Origin of the sequence: Sphingomonas sp. (assembly GCF_036402235.1) — a bacterium.
Taxonomy (GTDB): Bacteria; Pseudomonadota; Alphaproteobacteria; order Sphingomonadales; family Sphingomonadaceae; genus Sphingomonas.
This window is the reverse complement of record NZ_DASWTG010000011.1, coordinates 1-15,844: the sequence shown is the minus strand read 5'-3', so window position 1 is coordinate 15,844 and position 15,844 is coordinate 1. Positions and strand designations below refer to the sequence as shown.

At 66.7% G+C, this 15,844-nt stretch carries 18 protein-coding genes and 1 pseudogene; 4 read left to right on the top strand and 15 right to left on the bottom strand.

Annotation, left to right across the window (positions count from 1 at the left end; genetic code table 11):
* Positions 1–96: 96 nt before the first annotated feature.
* Positions 97–1,455, bottom strand: coding sequence for a M28 family peptidase (locus tag VGD28_RS02075; RefSeq protein WP_331026674.1), 1,359 nt, complete (start codon positions 1,453–1,455; stop codon positions 97–99).
* A 170-nt stretch (positions 1,456–1,625) separates the two neighbouring features.
* On the opposite strand from VGD28_RS02075, the gene ettA reads away from it, so the two are divergent.
* Positions 1,626–3,305: an energy-dependent translational throttle protein EttA gene (ettA, locus tag VGD28_RS02070; protein ID WP_331026673.1), complete on the top strand. Its 1,680-nt coding sequence runs from the start codon at positions 1,626–1,628 to the stop codon at positions 3,303–3,305.
* A gap of 24 nt (positions 3,306–3,329) precedes the next feature.
* On the opposite strand, the gene VGD28_RS02065 is transcribed toward ettA, so the two are convergent.
* From VGD28_RS02065 to VGD28_RS02005, 13 genes are all read right to left on the bottom strand, one after another.
* Complete coding sequence (locus tag VGD28_RS02065) at positions 3,330–3,905, bottom strand: Uma2 family endonuclease (RefSeq protein ID WP_331026672.1); 576 nt, start codon at positions 3,903–3,905, stop codon at positions 3,330–3,332.
* A gap of 59 nt (positions 3,906–3,964) precedes the next feature.
* Positions 3,965–4,348 carry a DoxX family protein gene (locus VGD28_RS02060; protein ID WP_331026671.1) on the bottom strand — a complete coding sequence of 128 codons (384 nt, stop codon included), beginning with the start codon at positions 4,346–4,348 and terminating at the stop codon, positions 3,965–3,967.
* 115 nt (positions 4,349–4,463) lie between these two features.
* Entirely contained in the window at positions 4,464–5,030 is a 567-nt protein-coding gene (locus VGD28_RS02055) for a Uma2 family endonuclease (RefSeq protein ID WP_331026670.1), read from the bottom strand.
* 369 nt (positions 5,031–5,399) lie between these two features.
* Positions 5,400–6,398, bottom strand: a complete 999-nt coding sequence (gene nadA / locus VGD28_RS02050; protein WP_331026669.1) for a quinolinate synthase NadA — start codon at positions 6,396–6,398, stop codon at positions 5,400–5,402.
* 49 nt (positions 6,399–6,447) lie between these two features.
* Complete coding sequence (locus tag VGD28_RS02045; protein ID WP_331026668.1) at positions 6,448–7,221, bottom strand: hypothetical protein; 774 nt, start codon at positions 7,219–7,221, stop codon at positions 6,448–6,450.
* A 60-nt stretch (positions 7,222–7,281) separates the two neighbouring features.
* On the bottom strand, positions 7,282–8,004 hold the full coding sequence (locus VGD28_RS02040) for a DUF4230 domain-containing protein (RefSeq protein ID WP_331026667.1): 723 nt from the start codon (positions 8,002–8,004) through the stop codon (positions 7,282–7,284).
* On the bottom strand, positions 8,001–8,858 hold the full coding sequence (locus tag VGD28_RS02035) for an MBL fold metallo-hydrolase (protein ID WP_331026666.1): 858 nt from the start codon (positions 8,856–8,858) through the stop codon (positions 8,001–8,003). The genes VGD28_RS02040 and VGD28_RS02035 overlap by 4 nt, the downstream gene beginning before the upstream one ends.
* A gap of 154 nt (positions 8,859–9,012) precedes the next feature.
* Positions 9,013–10,635 (bottom strand): M56 family metallopeptidase, encoded by a 1,623-nt coding sequence (locus VGD28_RS02030; RefSeq protein ID WP_331026665.1) that lies wholly within the window; start codon positions 10,633–10,635, stop codon positions 9,013–9,015.
* Positions 10,632–11,000: a BlaI/MecI/CopY family transcriptional regulator gene (locus VGD28_RS02025; protein ID WP_331026664.1), complete on the bottom strand. Its 369-nt coding sequence runs from the start codon at positions 10,998–11,000 to the stop codon at positions 10,632–10,634. The genes VGD28_RS02030 and VGD28_RS02025 overlap by 4 nt, the downstream gene beginning before the upstream one ends.
* Positions 11,001–11,272: 272 nt before the next feature.
* Positions 11,273–12,574: a glycosyltransferase gene (locus VGD28_RS02020; RefSeq protein ID WP_331026663.1), complete on the bottom strand. Its 1,302-nt coding sequence runs from the start codon at positions 12,572–12,574 to the stop codon at positions 11,273–11,275.
* Positions 12,575–12,615: 41 nt separating this feature from the next.
* A complete protein-coding gene (gene grxD, locus VGD28_RS02015) occupies positions 12,616–12,945 on the bottom strand; it encodes a Grx4 family monothiol glutaredoxin (protein WP_331026662.1) in 330 nt (109 codons plus the stop codon).
* A 15-nt stretch (positions 12,946–12,960) separates the two neighbouring features.
* Positions 12,961–13,203 (bottom strand): BolA family transcriptional regulator, encoded by a 243-nt coding sequence (locus VGD28_RS02010; RefSeq protein WP_331026661.1) that lies wholly within the window; start codon positions 13,201–13,203, stop codon positions 12,961–12,963.
* 2 nt (positions 13,204–13,205) lie between these two features.
* Complete coding sequence (locus VGD28_RS02005; protein ID WP_331026660.1) at positions 13,206–13,529, bottom strand: DUF1476 domain-containing protein; 324 nt, start codon at positions 13,527–13,529, stop codon at positions 13,206–13,208.
* Positions 13,530–13,676: 147 nt separating this feature from the next.
* Between VGD28_RS02005 and nadC the strand changes: the two genes are divergently transcribed.
* From nadC to VGD28_RS01990, 3 genes are read left to right on the top strand one after another with little or no spacing between them, the layout of a single operon-like run.
* Positions 13,677–14,522, top strand: a complete 846-nt coding sequence (nadC, locus tag VGD28_RS02000) for a carboxylating nicotinate-nucleotide diphosphorylase (protein ID WP_331026659.1) — start codon at positions 13,677–13,679, stop codon at positions 14,520–14,522.
* Positions 14,523–14,556: 34 nt separating this feature from the next.
* Entirely contained in the window at positions 14,557–15,009 is a 453-nt protein-coding gene (locus VGD28_RS01995) for a hypothetical protein (RefSeq protein ID WP_331026658.1), read from the top strand.
* The gene (locus tag VGD28_RS01990) at positions 15,006–15,707 is read left to right on the top strand and encodes a ribonuclease T2 (RefSeq protein ID WP_331026657.1); all 702 of its coding nucleotides are present in this window, start codon (positions 15,006–15,008) and stop codon (positions 15,705–15,707) included. The genes VGD28_RS01995 and VGD28_RS01990 overlap by 4 nt, the downstream gene beginning before the upstream one ends.
* A gap of 12 nt (positions 15,708–15,719) precedes the next feature.
* Here VGD28_RS01990 and VGD28_RS01985 read toward each other — a convergent pair.
* A pseudogene (locus VGD28_RS01985) lies at positions 15,720–15,844 on the bottom strand (IS630 family transposase); the annotation flags it as partial.

Here is a 15,844-nt window from a genome sequence, read left to right as displayed (position 1 = left end):
GCCGTGCGAGTTAGTCGGAATAACGCCCGTTACGCCGCCGTCAATGGGAATTCATCTCTCAGCAAGCTTTGCGGCGAGCCGAAATGATGCGCTGCATCATCGCGTGGCGCCGATTTCTTCCGGGGCATCGGCGACCACGGCGAGCATCGCCGTCCAGGCCGCAACATTCTGGCGAAGCTGGTCCGGATCGATCTTGTCGAGCGTGTCGTCGGGCGTGTGGTGCAGGTCGAAATAGCGCGTTCCGTCCTGCTGCAGGTCGATGCCCGCGACCCCCGAGGCGACCAGCGCGCTGACGTCCGCACCGCCGCTCGCGGCATCGCTCCCCCGGCTGATCCCGAGCGGAGCGAGCGCCGCCGCGACCCGAACGCCCACCGCCTTCGCGCTGTCGGGCAGCTTGAAATCGACGCGCCAGATGCGGTCGGCGCCGAAATCGGATTCGCTGGCGAGCGCATGGCGTTCGCCCTTGTGCGCATCGAAATAGGCCTTGCCGCCGAACACGCCGACTTCCTCCGCGCCCGCCCACAGGATGCGGATGGTGCGGCGCGGCTTGCCGGCATCGAGGATGCGCTTGGCCGCCGCGGCGACGATCCCGCAGCCCGCCCCGTCGTCGAACGCCCCGGTGCCCAGATCCCAGCTGTCGAGGTGGCAGGCGACCACCACGAGGCCCGCGGCGGGATCGCTGCCCGGCACCTCGGCGATGACGTTGCCCGATTCGGTCATGCCAATCTGCTTGGGCGTGAGCGTGAGCTTCACGCTTACCGGCTGTCCGCGCTTGAGGATCCGCTCGAGCTGCTCGGCATCGGGGATCGAGAGCGCCGCGGCGGGGATCGGCGCGACGCCTTCGGGGAAGCCGGTGCCGCCGGCATGCGGGTTGCGGTGATAGTCGGTGCCGACCGATCGGATCAAGATCGCGGCCGCCCCCTTGCGCGCGGCGGCCGCGGGGCCGCTGCGGCGGACGGCGCCATAGGCCCCATATTGCGACCCGTCCTGCGTCCGTGTCATCGCGTGGCTGACGAAGGCGATCTTGCCCTTGAGGCTGCCGTCGGGTGCGGCCTGGAGCGCTGCGAGATCGGGGAAGTAGACGATCTCGCCCCGCAATCCGGCAGCGGGCGTCGCGCCCGAGTTGCCGAGCGCGGTGAGACGCAGCGGCTGGGGGAAGGGGGCGAGCACCTCGAGCGTCTCCTCGCCGCGAACCCAGGTCTTCATCTGGAACGGCTCGCTGCGCACGTTGCTGAAGCCGAGTGTCGTCAGCCTCTTCACCGCCCAGACGCGCGCGCGGGCCTCGGCTTCGGTCCCGGCGAGGCGCGGGCCGATCTCGGTGGTGAGGCCCTCGGTGATGTCCCAGGCGATCTCGTCCTTCAGTGCCGCGTCGCGCAACGCGGCGGGATCGATCTGGGCGAGGGCAGGGAGGGGAAGGCTCAGTGCAGCCGCCAGGGCCAGGGTCTTCACGCGCATTCACGTCCTCCGCTGAAAGATTGTTGCGGGGGGACGTAACGGAATGGCCGGGCGCGCCGCAACCCGCTTGCGCGTCTTTTCGACGAGCGACAGGTTTGCCAATCGGCGGGCGCGTCGCTACATCGGCGCCAAATTCCCGAACACCCGAATAGACGAACGGAGACCCGCACGTGGCCGCCCAATACGCCTTCGTGATGAAGGACATGACCAAGACCTTCCCCGGCGCCGCCAAGCCGGTGCTGAGCAACATCAACCTGCAATTCTATCAAGGCGCGAAAATCGGCATCGTCGGCCCCAACGGCGCCGGCAAGTCGACCCTGATCAAGATCATGGCAGGGATCGACAAGGATTTCTCGGGCGAGGCATGGCCGGGCGAGAACATCACCGTCGGCTATCTGGAGCAGGAGCCGCAGCTTGACCCCAGCAAGACGGTGCTGGAGAACGTCAAGGACGGCGCGCGCGACGTTGCCGACATGCTCGACCGTTTCAACGCGATCTCGGCCGAGATGGGCGATCCCAAGGACGATACCGATTTCGACGCGCTGATGGAGGAGATGGGCGAGCTCCAGGGCAAGATCGACGCGGTCGATGGCTGGACGCTCGACAACCAGCTCGAAGTCGCGATGGAGGCCCTCCGCTGCCCGCCGTCGGACTGGAGCGTCGAGAATCTGTCGGGCGGCGAGAAGCGCCGCGTCGCGCTCACCCGCCTGCTGATCCAGAAGCCGTCGATCCTGCTGCTCGACGAGCCGACCAACCATCTCGACGCCGAAAGCGTCGAGTGGCTCGAGAACCACCTCAAGGAATATGCCGGCGCGGTGCTGATGATCACCCACGACCGCTATTTCCTCGACAATGTGGTCGACTGGATCCTCGAGCTCGATCGCGGGAAATACTTCCCCTACGAGGGCAACTACTCGACCTATCTCGAGAAGAAGGCCAAGCGGCTCGAGCAGGAGGACCGCGAGGCCACCGGGCGCCAGAAGGCGATCAAGGACGAGCTCGAATGGATCCGCGCCGGCACCAAGGGCCGCCAGACCAAGTCCAAGGCGCGTATCGCCAAGTTCGAGCAGCTCGTCGCCGCGCAGGAGAACCGCACCCCGGGCAAGGCGCAGATCGTCATCCAGGTGCCCGAGCGCCTGGGCGGCAAGGTCATCGAGGTCGAGAACATCAGCAAGGCCTATGGCGACAAGCTGCTGTTCGAGAATCTGTCCTTCACGCTGCCCGCGGGCGGCATCGTCGGCGTGATCGGGCCGAACGGCGCGGGCAAGTCCACGCTGTTCAAGCTGATCACCGGGCAGGAGCAGCCGGATTCGGGCACGATCGAGATCGGGACCACCGTCCGCCTCGGCTATGTCGACCAGAGCCGCGACCATCTCGACCCGACGAAGAACGTCTGGGAGGAGATCTCGGACGGGCTTGATTACATGAAGGTCAACGGCCACGACCAGTCGACACGCGCCTATGTCGGCGCATTCAACTTCAAGGGCCAGGACCAGCAGAAGAATGTCGGCAAGCTCTCCGGCGGTGAGCGCAACCGCGTCAACATCGCCAAGATGCTGAAGCGCGGCGGCAACGTGCTGCTGCTCGACGAGCCGACCAACGACCTCGACGTCGAGACGCTCGGCGCGCTGGAGGAGGCGATCGAGAATTTCGCGGGCTGCGCCGTGGTGATCAGCCACGACCGCTTCTTCCTCGACCGCCTAGCGACGCACATCCTCGCCTTCGAGGGCAACAGCCATGTCGAGTGGTTCGAGGGCAATTTCGAGGCCTATGAGGAGGACAAGCGCCGCCGCCTGGGCGACGCGGCGGACCGCCCGACGCGGCTGGCCTACAAGAAGCTGACGCGCTGACTTATCGAGACGAGCGGCCTGGCCTCAGCCGAGGCCGCCTGTCTCGACCGTCAACCTGCCAATCGTGGCAGCGCTCACCGGATCGCCGAACGGCACCTCTCGCCGTTCGGCATAGGCTTCGCCTTGTGGCGCCCAGAGTTGGTGAATACGGGCGCCACCGACATCCACCACCCAATATTCAGGCACACCTTCGCGCGCGTAGATCTTCGCCTTGCGTCCCAGATCGTTGCGGAGCGTGGAGTCGGCCACCTCGACGATCAGCGCGAGTGAGGCGAGCGGGATCAGCCCCTTGCCCTCTGGTTCCGCGGTGACCGCTATATCCGGCTCGGGAACATTATAGGGCGGCATCGATACCGAGCCTTCGACCAGGGCTTCGAGGCCATCGTCGCGCTTCGTCAGCTCGTTTGCGAGCAGGACATGAAGTCGTGACTTGATCCGCGCATGGGGGCGATGCTGCGCGTTCATATAGACGACCTCCCCCTCGATCAGCTCGGTCCGGCCGTAATCGTCGAACGCCCCCGCCTCGTCGAGCATGAGGTAATCCTCGACGCGCAGCTTCACCGGCTTCCATTCGGTCGTGAGGGGAATGGCCTCGGTCATCGGGTCAATCTAGCAGCTCGCCCGGGCGATTGCCATGCTCGCCCGGGCACCGGCCGGCTCTAGCTCCGCTTGCCGCGCGCGGAATCGACGCTCCAGGCACCGCCGCCGGCCGCGGCAAGATAGAGGAAGATGAAGGTGAACAGGAGAATCGCCTCGCCGCCATTGACGGAGGGGAAGAAGCCCTTAGACCCATGCGCGAGCCAGTAGCCGACCGCGCACATGCCGGACGCGATGAAGGCGACGGGGCGGGTGAACAGCCCGATCACCAGCAGCGCGCCGCCGACCAGCTCGATCGTTCCCGCCACATAGAGCATCGGGTTGAGCGGCATCGGGAAGGGCGGCAGCCCGAAGAACTTCGACGTGCCGTGATGCAGGAACGAGAGCCCCGCGACGATGCGCAGGACGCTCAGCAGCTTGTCGGACCAGCTTGCAGGGATCGGCATGGTGTTTCTCCTCGCGCGGCAGATGGCTCAACGCCGTTGCGCGAGTGAAACCTTTCACTCCGGCGAGCGAAGATCAATCCCGGGCGGTGAAACCGATCGTTTCGCCGTTGCAGGCTCAAAGGCTGTCGGTAGCGATCGTCAGACCGGGGACAGTCGCGGCGGTCAGGCTGTCACCGAAAGGAACGTCGCGGCGCTGCTTATAGGCCTCGCCATCGGGCGCCCACATCTGGCGGATCACGCGCCCTTCGACATCGGCCACCCAATATTCAGGCACGCCATACCGCGCATAGAGGCGCGCCTTGCGGCCGAGATCGAGATCGAGCGTCGAATCCGAGACTTCGATCGCCACGCGCATCGCGGGGCCCGGAAAGATCTTCGCGTCGCTCGGCTCGCCAATCGCGATGTCGGGTTCCGGAAGCGAATCGTCGGAAAGCTCGGTCGACGGCGCGGTGTAGAAGGTAAGCGGCGATCCTGCGGCCCTGAGCGCTGCGCCGATTTCGGCCGTTAATTGCGCGTGGACGCGCGCGTGGCGGCGATGCACGGAGTTCACGACCCAGATTTCCCCCTCGATCAGTTCCGTCCGCGCATAATCGGAGAAAGCGCCCGCTTCCGCGAGCAACAGGAAATCCGCCACGCGAAGCTTCGCGAGATGCGGGGTGTTGAGGGCCTCCTGCGCGGTCATCGCGCTATCCTATCACAGCTCGGGTTGCGCTCAATCCTCCGCACCAGGCGAAGGGGACAGGGAATCAGCTCAGGACCTTGTATGTTCCGGACATCGTACCCGGCGGAAGGGACGTCGCACGAGCCGCAAAAGCAAACATCGACCGCGACATGTTCCACTTTCGGCTTTTCCTCATCCCGCCGAATCGATCGTTCTTCGGACGTTCCTCAGGCCGGCGCGCCGCTTCCGCATGCCGTGAAACCCGCGCAAATCCGCCGCAAACCGGAAAAACTTTCCTACACGAACCTATTTGGATAAAATGTCCACCGACAGCATTTGAGCCGAACGGAAGGTGGAACAATGCGCCAGATTTTTCCGCAACCCGCAGTCTCAATCGCCTGTCACCTTGAGCGGACCGAGATCGCCGAGGCCGACCGTGCCGCTCGCCATCGCCAGCATGCGGTCGAGGCTCTTCTTGGCCTTCAAGCGGATTTCCTCCTCGATCTCGATCCGGGGCTGGAGGTCGCGGAGCGCGATGTAGAGCTTCTCCAGCGTGTTCATCGCCATATAGGGGCAGATGTTGCAGTTGCAGTTGCCGTCGGCACCGGGCGCACCGATGAAGGTCTTCTCCGGCACCGCCTTTTCCATCTGGTGGATGATGTGCGGCTCGGTCGCGACGATCATCGTGTCGCCGTCGAAATCCTTGGCATAGGCGAGGATGCCGCTGGTCGAGCCGACATAATCGGCATGGTCGAGCACATGCGGCGGGCATTCGGGGTGCGCGGCGACAGGCGCGCCCGGGTGCTGTGCCTTGAGCTTCAGAAGCTCGGTCTCGCTGAACGCCTCGTGCACGATGCACACGCCCGGCCACAGCAGCATGTCGCGGCCCATCTTGCGGTTGATGTAGCCGCCCAGATGCTTGTCGGGGCCGAAGATGATCTTCTGGTCCTTGGGGATCTGGCTCAGGATCTTCTCGGCGGACGAGCTGGTGACGATGATGTCGGACAGGGCCTTCACCTCGACCGAGCAGTTGATGTAGGTGAGCGCGATATGGTCGGGATGCTGCGCGCGGAACGCGGCGAACTGCTCGGGCGGGCAACTGTCCTCGAGGCTGCACCCGGCATCCATGTCGGGCAGCACGACGATCTTGTCGGGCGACAGGATCTTCGCGGTCTCCGCCATGAAGCGCACGCCGCAGAACGCAATCACCTCGGCATCGGTCTCCGCCGCCTTGCGGCTGAGCTCGAGCGAATCGCCGACGAAATCGGCGAGGTCCTGGATCTCCGGCTTCTGGTAGTAGTGCGCCAGGATCACCGCGTTGCGCTCCTTGCGCAGACGCTCGATCTCGGCACGGATATCGACGCCGGACAGGTGGCTGGGTGCGTTCATTCTGGGACCCTCGTTCTTTGGCCCCACATGGCCTTGTCCGGCCCCCGGTTCAACCCATCGAAGGCATTGGCGGATATTCGTAGGGCGCCAGCGCGCCGCCGGGCTGGCCGGTGGTCACCGCCTCGAAGATCGCGAGGCCGATCGGGCCGTAGGCGATGAGGTTGGTCAGCCCGCGCACCAGCAGGATCGTGCCGATCCCCCACCACCATGCCGGATGCACGCGTCCGCGCGTGCGCAGGTCCCACAGCACGCCCGCGAGCGGAAACATCAGTATCAGCGTCACCTCGACGATCGAGGCGTGGGGCATGACCAGCGGCGCGGGGATCAGGCGGCCGAGACCGGGGCCGGTGAGGATCGCCATGCCCGAGAAATGCAGGCGGCGGTGCCATTCGGTCTTGCGCCGCATCAGGATCGCGGCGGTCGAGAGGCCGACAAAGGTCCACACGGCGAGCGGCGCCATCACCACGAAGAAGGCTGGCTCGTAGACCGGTGCCGCGCGGCCCAGCCGGATCGCCTCGATCGCGACGAGCGGCCCGACCACCGCCATCATCGCGAGCCAGCCCGCGCCGATCCAGCCCAGCCGGCGATGAAGCGCGATGCTGCCGCGCGTCGCAAGCCAGGTCTGCGCGACATAGATCGCGACCCAGCCGAAGAAGACCAGCGCATGCGCGTGAACCACCAGCGGCGCGTTGAAGCTGGAAATGCCCATGACGACGAAGAAGGTGAAGCCGGCGACGATGACCGCCGCCATGGCAAGGCCGCCCCACAGGAAAAATCCGTCGCCGCGGTGCGAAGTATCGGTGATCTCTGCTGCCGTCGCCATCGTGCGCCCCCACGACAATCTACATGGGCGGAGGCTATCACATCTGTCGCTCGGGCCGAACTATTTCCTCTCGCGCGCCTCGATGTCCTTCATCACCTGCCCGGGCGAGCGCGAGACATCCCATTGCTCGCGCGCCTGCGCGCCGCGCTCGGGCGGGAAAGTGACGACCACGCGCACATCGCCCAATCCCGCAGCCGTCAGCGGCTGGGCGAGCAGGCGGGCGACCGCGCGCCGTCCCATCTCCCGCGCCTGGGCCATGCGTTCGGGGCTGCTGGCCTCCTTCTGCGCGACGGCGGCGGCGCGGATCGAGGTGCGCTGGCTCAACGCCTCGGCGGCTGCGCGGGTGACGAACAGGCCCTTGGTCTCGACCAGCGTCCGCCGTCCCTCATCGGTGTTGGGCGGGGCAGGGGCGACATCGGGCGCGTCGACGATCAGCGTGCGGCTTTGCGCATCCCATTGCAGATCGCGGCCGCGCAGCTTTGAAAGGTCCACGAAATAGTCGACCGAGTAGGGCATCTTGACCACCTGATCGCTGCGTAGCCAGCCAAGGCCGCGCACGTCGGAGGCGGTCGCCTGGACGATGCCGGAGAGCTCGGCGACCTTGAGCGTGCCGGTTCCGGTGAGCTTCGCGGTGACGATCTGGGTCACCGGCGCGCCGCCTTCCTCCGGCAGCGTCGCCATGCGGGTCTCGGCGTAGCGATCCCACAGAATCCAGACGACCGCCACGATCAGCGCCAGCGCGGCGGCGATCAGCAGGTTGCGGAGGAGCGGGTCGTGCTTCACGCCATCCGCCATTCGCCGCCCTCCGCGCCGGTGACGATGCCGCGCTGGCGCAGGTCGATGAGGTGCGCGAGCACCGAACGGCCCGCCGCACCGGTGAGACGCTGATCGAGTCCGACATACATCTTCTCGACCATCGCCGGGATGTCGCCGATCTGCTCGCCGAGCAGGCGCAGGATCTGGCCTTCGCGCTGCTTGCGATGCCCCATCATCCCGCGCACCAGCCGCTGGGGCTTCTCCACCGCGTCGCCATGCGCGGGGTAATAGACGCGGTCCCCGCGCGCCAGCAGCTTGTCGAGGCTGGCCATATAGTCGCCCATGTCGCCGTCGGGCGGGGCGATCACGCTGGTCGACCAGCCCATCACCTGATCGCCGGTGAACAGCGCGCCGCTTTCCTCCAGCGCGAAGCAGAGATGGTTGGAGGTATGGCCAGGCGTCGCCACTGCGGTGAGGGTCCAGCCCTCGCCCGACACCTGCTCGCCATCGGTGAGGACGCGGTCGGGCCGATAGTCGCGGTCGAATGCGGCGTCGGCGCGCGGGCCATCGTCGTCGAGCGCGAGCGGGGCGCAGCCGATAATCGGCGCGCCGGTCGCGGCCTTGACCGCACGGCTCGCCGGGCTGTGGTCGCGATGCGTATGCGTGCACAGGATCGCGACGACCGGGCGGCCGTCGATCGCGCGCAGCAATGCATCGACATGGCTGGGCAGGTCTGGGCCGGGATCGATCACCGCAAGATCGGCAGTCCCGACCAGATAGGTTTCGGTGCCGGTATAGGTGAAGGGGGACGGGTTCGCCGCGAGGATGCGGGTCACCAGCGGCTCGAGCCGGATCGCTTCGCCGGTTGCGGGATCGGTCATGCGGCCGAGATGGCGGCTCGGGCGGCGCGAGGCAAGGCCGCTACGAAAATGGGCCGGCCGCCATAGGGGTAGCGACCGGCCCGGTTGGAGCACCCTCCGCGGCGATGGGCAGCAAGACCGCGGACTTTCCTCCTCCCATTCTTTGACGCAGGCGTCAGTCCTTTTGCGCGGCCTCGACCTCGCGGATCGCGTCGTCGATGCCCTTGAGTGCCGCCGCCTTCTGCTCGGCGGTCAGATCGTCCTGCGCCTCGATCGACTTGCGCGCCATCCTCAGGCCCATCATCGCTTGGCGCTTGCCCATTTCGGCGCTGGCGATCGCGATCGCCCGGCCGTGCTCGGCGCGCGCGGCGGCGACTTCAGCGCGATGGCTTGCGGCCGCGACGCGGGCATCGATCCGGTCGGTGCAGATCACGATCTTGCGGACGCCGTCCTTGCCCTTGGTCTCCATCTTGACGTCGCCGTCCTTCGGATCGCCGCACTTGGCCGAGGAGATTGCCGGGATGGTCGCGATCTTCGCCATGTCGCCGTTCCACACGAACGACTTGGTGTCGGACCAGACGAAAGGCTTTCCGTCGGCAGGCACGCCGATCACGCGCACTTCGCGCTTCTTGCCGTCCTTGCCCTTCTCGATGATCATCACGCGGCGCTCGACCTTCTTGGCGGCAGGCGCTTCCGGTGCGTCGGGAGCTTCCGCAGCGGCGGGCGCATCAGGTGCATCCGGCGCATCGATCGGCGCTGGCGTCTCGGGCGCAGTGGGCGCGGCGGGCGCATCCTGCAGATCGACGCCGATCGCGTCGCCGACGTCGGCGCGCAGGTTCGCCGCGGCCTGGGTGCCCGATGCGGTGAGCGCCAGGCCCGCCAGCGTCAGCGCCGCCGCGCCCGTCACGCCGGCGGTGATCCGCGTGCGCGACTTCCGGTCATGCTTGGAGAGCATTCTCAACCTCCCTTTGAGTTCATTGATGGTATGCAGATGACAAGCTGCCGAGACCGCACCCCCATGCGCGGACTTGACGATGGCGCGGCCATAGGCATGGCGCAGCGCCGGGGCGCGGCCGACGAGCACCAGGGCATCGCAGGCCATCTCCTGATCGGCACGGAAGGCGCGAAACGCCCGCCATGCGACCGGGTTGAACCAATGGAGCGCGAGCACGACCAGCGCGATCCAGTTGGCGATCAGGTCACCACGCAGATGGTGCCCGAGTTCGTGGGCGAGCGCGAGGTTGCGCTCGAGCGGATCGTAGCGCTCGTTGAAGTCGCGCGGGAACGCGACGTATTTGCGCCAGATGCCGAAGGCGAGCGGGCCGGTGGCCGCATCGGTCTCGATCACATGCACGCGCCCCTCGGCGACGGTGCGCTCGATCTTCGCGCGGTGAAGCAGCCGCGCGCAGAAACGGCCATGGGCGATCAGGTGATAGCCGAGAAAGGCGAGCGCGCCTGCCGCCCAGATCGCGAGGACGATCGGCAGCCAGTCGATCACCGCCGTCTGCACGATCGGCGCAGCCGACGCCACCGAAGCATCCGGCACCAGGGTCGAATCCGCGATATAATAGGTGATGGCCTCACCCGCCGCGCTGACCGGACTCTCGGCACTCGCGCGCCAGCTTTCGGGCAGCGGCGGCAGCGCGAGCCGCAGCACGGGCAGGGCCCATAGCGCATAGGCGATGTTCGGGCCGAAATGACGGTTCACCGGCTTGCGGATCGCAAGCACCAGCAGCATCAGCAGCGTCGTAGCGACGAAGGTCTCGATTACCCAGCCGGTTATTGAGGGGGCGATCATTGCTTGATCTCCTTCAACAGCGCTTCGATTTCGGCGATGTCCTCGTCGGTGAGCGCGTCGCGCTCGGCGAGGTGCGCGACCAGCGGCGTCAGCTTGCCGCCGAACAGCCGGTCGATCAGGCGGCGGGATTCGCCTTCGACATAGTCGCCGCGCTCGACCAACGGGCGGTAGAGATAGCGGCGGCCATCCTCTTCGGCGGCGATGGTGTTCTTGGCGAGCAGGCGACCGAGTAGCGTCTTGACGGTGTTGGCGCTCCAGCCGCGCGAAGGTGCGACGCGCTCGGCGACATCATTGGCGGTGAGGGGCGATTCGTCCCACAGCACTTCCATTACGGCGTGCTCGGCATCGCTGATCCGTTCGCTCATTCCACTCCCCTTCGATTACGCCTGTAATCGTTTCGACCACATCTGTAGTCAAGAGGCTGAACGCTATCTGAACGATATTCAGCGCGCAGGTGTCGGAACTTCTTACAGTTCGCGGAGGGCGATGATTTGATTAACCATGAAAGCGGCGGATTTCCTGGGGTTGCCCATTGTGGCACGCAGGCTGCAACATGTCAGTCACACCGCTGTTCACAACGCGCGTGTAACGCTTCAGAGGCGGGCAGCACCATACCGGGCTGCCCGCCTCGCCCGTTTCAGGGGGCGTAGATCACCGGCGATCCGTCGCGGCGCTTGCGCCGGCGGAAGATTCGGGCGCCATCTTCCTCGAGTCGTGCGGCGGCGCGCGCGCGCGCCTTGGGATAGATTTCGGTGAACAGCCGCTCGAAGGTGCGATGCCAGCCATATTTCTCGACGACCATCGCGCGGGCGCGGGCGCCGGTCAGTTGGGCGCCGTCGTTCCACAGCTTCACGACGTTCGCCGCCATCGCCGTGGTGTCGTCGACCGGGCCGAGCAGGCCGAGACCTTCCGGGACGCGATCGGGCATCGCGCCGCTGGCGACGCCCACCACGGGCAGGCCGCATGCCTGCGCCTCGAGCACCGAGATACCGAAGGTCTCGTCCGCCATCGCCGACACATAGATGTCGGAGGAGGCGAGGGCGCGCGCCAGCTCGATCCGGTCCTTCTCGAAGCCGGGGAAGGCGATCGGCAACCCCCGCGATTGTGCGATCAGCCGCTCGCGCAGCTTGCCGTCGCCCATCAGCACCATCGCCGCGCCCAGATCGGCGGGGAGCTTGCGGAACATCTCGACCAGCCGGTCGGCGCGCTTCTCATTGTCGATGCGCCCGGCATAGATCAGCAGCGGCCCGTCGCCCGGAAGGCCGAGCGAGGCGCGATAGCCGAGGTCGCGCTTGGACGGTGCGAACATCGTCGTATCGACGCCCAGCGGCATCACATCGGTGTGCGTGATCGTCTTGCGCGCCAGCGTGCGCTGCGCATCCTCGCTCAGCGTGTAGACGCGGTCGAACTCGCGATAGGTGATCTCGGCATAACCATAGGCGAGCATGCGCATGAAGCGCGCGGCGAGGTCGCCGGCCTTGTCCTGCACGACGCGATGGACGTGCGCGTTGGGGAAGTCGGTGCGATAGCCCGCGACCAGCGTGGTCTCCGGGAAGTCGCGCCGGTGCCTGATCGCGGTCCAGGGCAGCACCCAGGGGCAGAGCGATTCGATGATGTCGGGGCGGTAATGCTCGAGCAGGTCGCGCACTGCGTCCGTGCGCAGGATGAAGCGGTAGTTGGGGCTTCCGCGCACCGGCTCGGCGCCGACCTCTGCGAAGATATGCCGGCCGTTGATCGTCACGCGATCCTCAGGACCCGGAACGATCTGGAGCAACTGGTGCGGCGTGTGGTTGAGCACATAATCGCGCTTCTCGCGCAGATAGGTGCTGATCCCGCCGCCACCCGCAGGCGAATAGCTCTGCGTCAGATCGCAAATCGTCAGGGACGCACTGTCCCTTGCCGCCGCGCCGAGCGCGACAGCCAGAGGTTGCACGAACATGGTACGCTACCTTTTAAAGAACTGCGCTAGACGCGCAGTTGTTACGCAGCTGAAACGCCTTTCTCGTCGAGAAGTTGCGCCAGCTCACCTGACTCGTACATCTCCATCATGATGTCCGAACCTCCGATGAACTCGCCCTTCACATAGAGCTGGGGAATGGTCGGCCAGTCGGAGAATTCCTTGATTCCCTGGCGCACGGCCTGGTCCTGGAGCACGTCGACGCTCTCGAACGTCACGCCCAGGTGATTGAGGATCGAGACCGCCCGGTTCGAGAAGCCGCATTGCGGGAACAGCGGGGTTCCCTTCATGAACAGCAGTACCTCGTTCCCATCGACGAGGCTCTGGATATGGGCCTGGGTTTCGTCGGTCATGTCACTCGCTCCGGGTCATTCGTTATTGGCAGGGACGGCGGTGGTGAGCTGAAGGGCGTGCAGCACGCCCCCCATGCGCCCGCCGAGCGCTGCATAGACAGCCTGATGCTGCCGGATCCGGGGAATCCCCCGGAAGGTCTCGCTCACCACGCGGGCGGCATAATGATCGCCGTCGCCGGCAAGGTCGGTGATCTCGACCCGGGCATCGGGGATGCCCTGCCGGATCAGCGCCTCGATCTCGTCTGCCGCCATCGGCATGGTTACTTGGCCTCGATCAGCTGGCGGCGCGCCTCGACCGTCTGGTCCTCCACCGCCTGGCGGACGGTCGCCTCGTCTATTTCGACGCCGGCAGCGGTCAGGTCGCCCAGCAACTTGCGGATTACGTCCTCGTCGCCCGCTTCCTCGAAATCGGCCTGCACCACCGCCTTGGCATAGGCATCGGTCTCTTCGGGGGTCAGGTTGAGCTTCGCTGCCGCCCACTGGCCGAGCAGGCGGTTGCGCCGCGCGGTGACGCGGAACGCCATCTCCTCGTCCATCGCAAACTTGGCCTCGAACGCACGTTCGCGATCGTCGAAGGTCGTCATCCCTAAAAACCCCTTGATTGTTTCGGGCCGGAGATAGGTTCGGCGCGGCGGCATGACAACGGGTGGGCGCCAATTCGTCGTACGCAGGGGCTTTGCGGGCGGATGGCATCGGCTATAGCCACGCGGGTTCAGGCCAAGGATGCGCGCATGACTTCGTTCCAGCTCGACGGCTTCGATCTCGCGGCGTTCGTCGCCGCCACGCTCGCCGAGGATGTGGGAGCGGGCGATGTCACCGCGGCTGCGGTGATCCCGGGGGATGCGCTGTTCACCGGAGTGATGGACAGCCGCGACGCGATCGTCGTGGCAGGGCTGCCGATCGCCGCGGCCTTCTTCCGCGCGCTCGATCCGGCGGTCGAGATCGAGCTGCTCGCGGACGAAGGCGAGCGCGTGGCTGCCGGAAGCGACCTGATGCGGCTGCGCGGCAATGCGCGCGCGCTGCTTACCGCCGAGCGGGCGGCGCTCAATACGGTGCAGCATCTGTCGGGGATCGCGACGATGACGCGCGGCTATGTCGACCGCATCGCCGGGACCGGGGCGACGCTGCTCGACACGCGCAAGACCATTCCGGGCCTGCGCCGGCTGGAAAAATACGCGACGCGGATGGGCGGCGCGCAGAATCACCGCATGGGGCTGTGGGACGCGGCGATGATCAAGGACAACCACATCGCGGTCGCCGGAACCGTGCGCGAAGCGGTGCGCCGCGCGGTCGAGGCCGGGATCGAGCGGATCATCGTCGAGGTCGATCGGGTCGACCAGATCGAGCCGGCGCTCGCGGCGGGCGCCACGCACCTGCTGCTCGACAACATGGACCCGCCGACGCTGCGCGGTGCGGTGACGCTGGTGCGCGGGCGCGTGCCGACCGAGGCGTCGGGCGGCGTGCGGCTCGACACGATCCGCGCGATCGCCGAGACGGGCGTGAACTTCGTCAGCGTCGGGCGGCTTACCCAATCGGCGCCTGCCGCGGATATCGGGCTGGACTTCGCGCAGGCTTGAGCCTTAGCTGGGCGGAACAGGGAGGGAGTTTTCCATGCGTCCGCAGTCGATCGTCCGTTTCGAGCAGGCCTATCTGGGGGCGACGTTGCTCTGGCTGGTGAATCTGGGAACCGGGTGGAAGACCCGCCTCGACAGCCTCAACAGCAATCCCGCCTTCGCCGGCAACCCGCAGATGGCGGAACTGGCCGAGACCATGATGATCGGCACCACGGTCGTCATGCTCGTGCTGTGGCTGCTGCTCTGGTACTTCACCGCGCGCCGCGCCAGCGTGGTCGCGAAATGGGTGGTGGTCACGCTGTTCGGCCTGTCCGCGATCGGCCTGCCGTTCACGCTGCTGAGCTATCAGGTGGTCGGCGCGCTCAGCACGCTGCTGAGCCTCGGCACCTTCGCGCTGACCGGCTGGGCGGTGTGGCTGCTGTTCCGGCCGGATGCGCAGACTTGGTTCGCCGGGGACGACACGCAGGCGGACGCTGCGCCGTTCGAATGATCGGCCGGGCCACGCTGTTCGTTTTCGCGCTGGCCGCGCCGGGTGCCGCGGCGGCGCAGGCCGATCGCTGCGTGGTTCCCGGACGGCTTCCCGAGGCTTCGGAGCAGGCCGGCCGGCCGGGTCCGCGGCGGATCGTGCCGGTGGGCGGCTACACGCTGGCGCTCACCTGGAATCCCGGCTTCTGCCGCCAGTCGGCCAATCGCCGCCGCTTCCAGTGCGATCCCGCCAACCGCTTCGGCTTCGTATTGCACGGGCTATGGCCGGACGGGCAGGGCGCGACATGGCCGCAATATTGCTCCGCCCCGCTGCGTGTTCCGGAGGCGGTGGTGCGGCGCAACCTGTGCGCGATGCCCTCGCCCACACTGCAGCGGCACCAATATGCCAAGCATGGCAGCTGCTCCGGCCTGCCGCCCGCCGCCTATTTCGACCGTGCGCGCGAGGCTTATGCCGCGATCCGTTATCCGGACATGGACGCGCTGTCGCGCCGGCCCGGGCTTACCGCGGGCCAGCTTGCCGCAGCGGTCGCGCGCGCCAATCCCGGCATGACCCCGGCGATGCTCCGCGTGCGTGCCGGCCGCGACCGCTGGCTCGACGAGCTGTGGGTGTGCCTCGACACGCGCTTCCGCCCGCGCGCCTGCCCGGCGCACCAGCGCGGCCTGCCCGCACATGCGCCGCTCCGGATCTGGCGGGGAAACTAGAGTCTGTCCTGTTTAGATTGAGGCATATCCGCTGTTTCTGAGATAGTTGGCGCATTCGTGGGGCGGGAAGGCGTCGAGGAGTTGGCCGATGCGTTTCCATGTTGCCTCGACGGTGCGCTCTGCGGCCTTGCGCAGGA